Source organism: Anaerolineales bacterium (genome assembly GCA_022866145.1).
Lineage (GTDB): Bacteria > Chloroflexota > Anaerolineae > Anaerolineales > E44-bin32 > PFL42.
Genome location: JALHUE010000026.1, coordinates 1 through 6910, shown reverse-complemented (window position 1 = coordinate 6910; position 6910 = coordinate 1). Strand labels below are relative to the sequence as shown.

Genomic DNA, 6910 nt, shown 5'->3' with positions numbered 1-6910 from the left:
GGAGCCATAGTAGAGCGGGAAAAGAACTTTCGAAATCGGAATCCAGTCTTCTGTCACCAGCCGGAAGAGCCCGATCTGGAGGGGAACATTGAGTGGATAGGCCAGTCCATGCGCGCCCCACTCGACTCCCCCTTGGACGCTCGCTTCCAGGACCATGCCGTAGCCCTTAGTGCTCCAGATCGCCAGCTCATCATCCTCAAAGTACGATAGGCCGACCGCCATTCCAACGGACAATGCGACGCCCGCCACCAGGAACAGCAGCAGCGTCATCTCCCTGGCGCCCCAGCCATGGCGGGCCTGCGACGCGCCGCGGGCGATCCGCCTGGCCCAATCCGAGACACCCCGTCGCCAGCCAACGATGCCTGGCACTAGCCACCCCATCAGGACTATGAGCAACAACCACGGTTCCAGAGGCAGGCCGGTCCACGACAGCAGGAACAACGTGAAGGTCACCAGCCCGGCCCCCAGTGGAAAGGCCAGCGCCAGAACCTGGAAAGGTCGGCCCGTCCCTCCGAGGGCCAGACCCACCCACAAGCCAATCAGGCCCAGACTGAGGACGAGGGCAATGCCCTCGATCGCCTCGCCCACCAGCTCTCCCGCACCCGGGCGGGGCGGGGCCGTGGCTGCGAGGGTCGCTCCCAACGGCGCGTAGAGGCCCTGGAACTCCCAATTCTCCTCGGCAAAGGGGACAAAAACGTAACCAAGCGGCTCCGGGTCTGGCAGCGAGTAGCCTCGGGTTGCCAGGACGAAGGTTTGCGGCCCTTGATGGGCCTTGGCGCATTGTTCGTAAGGGGCCTCGCAGGCGGCCACCATTCGAGGCAGGAGGAAGTACTCCATGATCCCCTCGTGCCCGGTGGGGTAGCCCGGTGCGAGGACCACGAGAGAATCCTCGGGTATGTACTGGCGGATGAACTGTACGTAGTCCGCGCCGGCCGCCCCCAGGAACAGCGCTGCGCTTCGGTCGATCGACAACCGGTCTCGGTTTCTCCAGATCCGCTTCAGGTAGACGGGCAGGTCCCCGCTGGCCAGGGCCAACAGATTGAGGCCGATCCCGGCGATCAACACAATCGCCGCGGCTGCGGATAGCAGACGCTCGTTGGCCCTCTCAGACCGGAACACGGACTCGGGTTTGCCTGCCGCGCTCACGCCGCGAATCGACTGACGATCCGCAGAATGTCAAAGCCCTCGGCATAGGGCCGTTCCGCCATGGCGCCCTGGCGAATCAGCGCAGAGCGGGTGACTTCCGGGTCGAAGTAGTACTTGTCGGCGTAGGTCTTGTATTGAGACAGCGCCTCGATCTTCTTGTCCACGTCTCGCTGGCTAACCTCCACCAGGAAGTATGGGAAGAAGCCGTGGCTGCTGCGCAGGACGTCGAATCCGAGGACAGTTGTCCCCCGAAATGCCCGCAGGGCTTCCATCGTGACCACGCCATGGTCCTGGTGCATGTCGGCCTGGCTATGGGCGAAGACGATCGCCGGGCGGTAGGTTGTGCTCAATTCGTACAGATACTCGAGGATCTGCTGGCGGTCCCGGACGAAGTTGCGTGTCTCGAAGTCCTTGACGATAGCCTTCTCACGGGAGACACCGAGCACTTCCATGCTTTGATAGTGCTCGTCGACGACGTTCTTCAGGGCTGGATTCTTCTGGTTATCCGAGAGGGTCACGCAAAGGACCTCGGCCTTTCCAGACACGTGGGCCAGCAGGGCGCCGCAGCCGATCTCGATATCGTCCGGATGGGCGCCAAGAAACAGCAGCTTCTCGCCGTAGAAGATCACCCTGCCCCTCCTCGACTCAGTTCGTGGCGGTGAAACCGCCCACGACCTTGGTCATCACGAGCTTTCCATCTCGGGCGAGTCGACGGGAGGCAGCCTCCGCAATCTGGCCCATGACCCGCTCGAAGTCCTCCTGCCCCTGGAAGAACGATGCCCAGATCCTGCGATCCTCGTTCAGAGAGGCACGCGTGTAAGCCAGGAACGGCTCGACCGTGTCGAAGACCAACGGATTCTCAAAAATGTCGACCTGTACCCGGTTGAATTGAGCCTGGATGGCGTCCAGGATCGCACTCCCGTAGCGGGAGCTGCCCGGCATGGGAGGGATCGGACGGCCGGTGGCCTCGCGGATGACTTCATAGAACAGCTGCTTGTTCTCCGGCATAGGGCCCGTGGTAAACAGTCGGCCGGAGGGTTTCAACACACGGTGCATCTCACCGACGGTGAAGGCGGGGTCGGCCGCGTAGTAGATAGCGAAACAACAAGACACCAGGTCGAAACTGGAGCTCTCAACAGGCAAAGGCTGGTCGAAGTCCAACCGTTCGAACTTGACAGAGGCACCGGCTTCGGCGCTCGCCCGACGCGCCTGCAGCAGCAGGTCGTCGGAAACATCGCCGCCGGTGATGGCCGCCTGGCCTTGCAGGTAGCGGTGGAAGGTCAGACACTGCTTTCCCGCGCCGCAGGCCACATCCAGTATGCGGCTTCCCTTGAGCGGCTTGAGCAGATCCAGCATCCAGGTGTCGATGTCCTTGCTTCCGTACTTCTGGTGGATGTCGATCCGCTGAAGCAGATCATCGGTCGTTTCCTTGTACTCGATCTTCATGTCGGGCATCCTCCAATCTCGATGTCCTGTCTGCCGACTGCCCTTCCCGACTTACGCCTGCAGCCAGTCGTAGCGGAACGGCTTCCCATCCACAATTCCATTCGCCAGGATCTCGGCCTCTCTCGATTCGAAGTAGCTCTCGGGACGGAACGGCCGGAGGCGCACCATCCCGGGGGCCTGCTCGAATGGTTCCAGGAAGTTGGAGAAGTCGATCGAGGCCATGAAGAGCTCATCGTGCAGGAAGCGCCGAGCGTGCAGCCGGTGGCCTTCATCGAAAGGCACATGGGCCGAGCCGAGGTACTCTCTCAGCAGGCGGCGGTACTCGGAAAGCGAGGTCGGAAACGTCACGGTCGGCCATTGGGTGTAACGCGCCCGGCCGGCACACAGAACCGGGACGCCGAGCAGGGTCGCCTCCAGTCCGATCGACGAGTTGTAGACCAGCACGAAACTGGAGCGCTGGATGAGGGCATAGGAGCTGAGGTACTCCGAGGGACCGACGAAGATGCAGTTCTCACGAGCAGCGATCCGACTGGCTTGCGCCCAGTCCGCAACGCTCTGCTTGCTCTCCTTCCCCGGTCGATCCTCGTCGGGATGGGCCCGCACGACAAAGAGCGTGTCCTGGTTGGCGTCGATGGCCTCGACCAGGTCTTCCAGCCAAGAGAACATGCTGGGGAAGAGGGTATTGGCATGTACCTGGCTCGTATCGAAGACGACGTTCGTGAACACGGCGACCATGCGGCCAAATCGGGCGAGGCGAGCCTGCAGGCTTTCCGGCAAAGGCTTGATCTGGGGCCAGAACCGGATCCCCGCCATGCTGAATTGCCCCTCGAACCTCTGCGCCAGGTAGGCATCCAGCCGCGCGGCCTCGGTCGAACTGAGCTCCATTTGGACAGGCCGCTCCAACTCGCGGAACGTTGCATCCCCGGGGGAAAAGAAGGCCGACATCGAACGCAAGCCAACCTCGTGCGTCACGACCGGGATCTCCTTCTTCCTGGCGACGGCCCGGGCGGTCGCTTCAGGGAACATGATGCCGTTGAAGACCACCAGCGCCCGCGGGCTCACAAGGTCTATCGATAGGGCGAAGCCTTTGGCCAGACTGACGGCCGAAGCCAGGTACTGTCGTAGCAGGCCCCGCACCGGCTGGGAGTCCTCCAGATCGTGCCGCCGCAGGACCCAGAGCAGGGACGGCAGGCACAACTGCCCCAGCGGCAGCCCCTGCCACTCCCAGCCGATCAGGCTCGCCAGCGGGGCGTCGTGCAGCCGGGCCACCGCCTGGCTGGCTTCGGGGTCCATGCGGAGGGGAAGTACATGTTGCGGAGGGAAGATCACGGCCCCGAAGTTGGTACACGCCCGGCACGGCGGTGGGTCCGAGAGGCGGGTGCGCTGCGTTCCGAGCGGACATTGCTGCATCCCCATCGTACACACCAGGTGCGCGACCGGAGTGCCCGTTGCCCGCACCGCCCAGCTGGCCAGCAGGCTGAAGGCCGCATTCAGGCTGAGGCGATGGATACGAGTCGAAGCGTTGAAGAACAAGACGGGCGCTCCAACTTCCGCCTTCCCTGCCGGCTGTCGCAGATGGGCTTCGACCGCCCGCACCTGGGAACTCAACCGACTTCGAGCGCGCCCTGTGGCAAGCCTCAGCCGGAAATCGGCAGGACGCATTTCCCTCAGCTGGCCTCCGTCTCAAACCGCCGAAGTTTGCGCAGCGAAGGCCGCTCGCTGTCATACACCCGCTTGACGCCATCTCCGAGCGATTGCTCGGCCACTCGGATGTACTTGACCAGGCGCTCGAAACCGCTCGGCTCTACCGAGGCCGCCTGATCGCTGCCCCACAGCGCCCTGTCCAAGGTGATGTGGCGCTCGACCACGCTGGCGCCCAGGGCCACTGCGACTGCGGAAGGCACCAAACCGACTTCATGACCGGAGTAGCCGACCGGACAGGGGAAGAGCTCACGCAGCACAGGGATCATGCGCAAGTTGAGCTCTTCCGGCTCACAAGGATAGCTGCTCGTGGCGTGGGTGATGATCAGGTCCTCGGTGCCGAGGATGCCGACGGCCGCCTGGATTTGCTCCAGTGTCGACATCCCGGTCGACAGGATGAGCGGTCCCCCGGTCCGACGCAGGTGGGACAACAGACCGTGATCGGTCAAGGAAGCCGAGGGCACTTTGTAGCACGCCGGGTCGAATTGCTGCATGAAGTCAGCGGAAGGCTCATCCCAGACCGAGGCGAACCACTGCATTCCTCTCTGCTTGCAGTAGTTGTCGATCGCCTTGAACTCCTGTTGGCCGAATTCCATCCGGTGGCGGTACTCCAGGTAGGTAATGTAGCCCCAGGGGGTCTCCCGCATTTGATCCCGCTGATCCACGGGGACGCAAAGCTCAGGAGTCCGCTTCTGGAACTTAACCGCATCTGCACCGGCATGGGCGGCGGCGTCTATCAAGCGTTTGGCGTTCTCGACATCGCCGTTGTGATTGATCCCGATCTCGGCGATGATAAAGGCGGGGTATCCATCTCCGACCCTTCGCCCGCGTAAGTTGACCTCTCTCGCCATGCATCACCTCTTGTGAGTCTGTTCCAAGACAAGATCGCACAATTCACGGACCGCTCCGTGCCCGCCGGGGTTGCGCAAGACATAGTCGGCGGCGAGGCGGACCGGCGGCCGTGCATCGGCAACCGCAACCGCCCAGCCGACGAGGGGGAAGCAAGGCAGGTCGTTCAGATCATTCCCTACATACACTGTTGAATGAGCCGGCACCCCTTGCGAGCGGAGGATCTCCAACAGAGCCTGGCCCTTGTCACCGACGCCTTGTATCGCCTCAATCCCAAGTTTCCGGCATCGGGCTGCAACCACGGGATTCGTCTCCGAAGAAAGGACGATGGCCGGGATGCCGGCCTGGCGCAGCCGGGCCAGGCCCATCCCATCGGCCCGACTGGCGGCCACGGCCTCACCGCCATCCTGATCCACCCATACGCGATCGTCTGTCAGCACGCCATCGAAGTCCATGACCAGCAACGAAACCGACTCCGGCAGCCGCCGCTTGCTCGGGCCCACCCGCACCGCATCCAGATCGCCGGACTCCAGCAGCCATTCGGCCCGCTCCCAATCTCGAGAGGTATCGATATCGACGGAGTAGGCAGGATCGATCAACACCGGCAGAATAGCGTCGCCGCTCATGGATCCCTTGTCCATAACGGTAGATCTCCGAAAAACGTCGATATGCCCGGTTTGCCAGAACGTCGGCGGCAGAGCCTGGCGAGGGGCATTGTAGGCTTCAGGCACACCCTGCACCTCGAGCAGCGGCCGCAGCCGTCCATCCGGCGAGACCTGCCACATCTTGTGGGGGTTCTGGCCGGAAGGGACGACGCCGCGCACGGAGTCGGCCTCGGGGTGGTCGGCGAGCAGTCGCACCGCCTGGTCCACCAAACTGCGCGGCCGGACAGGCGAGGTGGGGCGCAGCTGCACGACCAGGTCCGGACGGTAGCTCTGCTCCTGCTCCAGCCACAACAAGGCATGCCGAAACACGGGAAGGTCGGTTGTCTCATCGGTGGCCAGCGCGGCAGGTCGGAGGACGGGCACCTCTGCGCCGAGCTGGCGGGCAATCTCAGCGATTTCGTGATCATCCGTGCTCACGAGGACACGCTCAACCGTCTCCGCCTGCAGGCCAGCCGCGATGCTGTAGGCTATCAAGGGTTGGCCACAGAAAGGACGGATGTTCTTGCGAGGGATCGATTTCGATCCGCCGCGTGCCGGGACGATGGCCAGGACATGGGGTCGGGCTACCATGCTGTCCAGCCTCCGTCGACCACCAGGTTGGCGCCCGTCATGTAGGATGAAGCATCCGAGGCCAAGAAGAGCAGCGCCCCATTCATTTCATCCTTGTGGGCCATACGCCCGAGCACCGTTCGGGCGCTGTAGTTGTGCACGAACTGGTCGTCGTGATCGTTGAAGACCCCGCCCGGCGTGAGGGCGTTGACACGGATCCCTTGTCCAGCGTAGTACGTCGCCAGGTAGCGGGTCAACCCAAGGATGCCCGCTTTGGTGACGGAGTAGACCACCGGTTTGAACCTGGGTGCTTCGCCTGTGCGCTGGTAGATGCGCTGGTCCGGTCCTACCAGGCCGTAGGTCGAGCAGATGTTGACTATCACCCCGCGGCCCTGAGGCAACATGATGGGCGCCACCGCCTGAGCGCACAGGAAGGCGCCGGTGAGATTGACGGCCAGCGCTTGATTCCAGGCGTCGAGCGGGAAATCCTCGAAGGCCCCGGCCGGCCGATCACTGTGCTCCCGATCGAACTTGGGATCGAGCGCGGCGCTGTT

At 63.3% G+C, this 6910-nt stretch carries 7 protein-coding genes; all 7 read right to left on the bottom strand.

Annotated elements, in window-relative coordinates; all coding sequences use genetic code 11:
- The coding region (locus tag MUO23_00875; GenBank protein ID MCJ7511503.1) for a hypothetical protein at positions 1–1146 on the bottom strand (1146 nt) is incomplete at its 3' end.
- Positions 1143–1775: a PIG-L family deacetylase gene (locus tag MUO23_00870; protein MCJ7511502.1), complete on the bottom strand. Its 633-nt coding sequence runs from the start codon at positions 1773–1775 to the stop codon at positions 1143–1145. The genes MUO23_00875 and MUO23_00870, both read right to left, overlap by 4 nt.
- Before the next feature lie 16 nt (positions 1776–1791).
- Positions 1792–2592: a class I SAM-dependent methyltransferase gene (locus MUO23_00865; GenBank protein ID MCJ7511501.1), complete on the bottom strand. Its 801-nt coding sequence runs from the start codon at positions 2590–2592 to the stop codon at positions 1792–1794.
- A gap of 51 nt (positions 2593–2643) precedes the next feature.
- Positions 2644–4188 (bottom strand): hypothetical protein, encoded by a 1545-nt coding sequence (locus MUO23_00860; GenBank protein MCJ7511500.1) that lies wholly within the window; start codon positions 4186–4188, stop codon positions 2644–2646.
- A 71-nt stretch (positions 4189–4259) separates the two neighbouring features.
- Positions 4260–5144: an N-acetylneuraminate synthase family protein gene (locus tag MUO23_00855; protein MCJ7511499.1), complete on the bottom strand. Its 885-nt coding sequence runs from the start codon at positions 5142–5144 to the stop codon at positions 4260–4262.
- A gap of 3 nt (positions 5145–5147) precedes the next feature.
- Positions 5148–6377 carry an acylneuraminate cytidylyltransferase gene (locus tag MUO23_00850; protein MCJ7511498.1) on the bottom strand — a complete coding sequence of 410 codons (1230 nt, stop codon included), beginning with the start codon at positions 6375–6377 and terminating at the stop codon, positions 5148–5150.
- Positions 6371–6910: SDR family oxidoreductase (locus MUO23_00845; GenBank protein MCJ7511497.1), on the bottom strand; the 540-nt coding region annotated here is incomplete at its 5' end. The genes MUO23_00850 and MUO23_00845, both read right to left, overlap by 7 nt.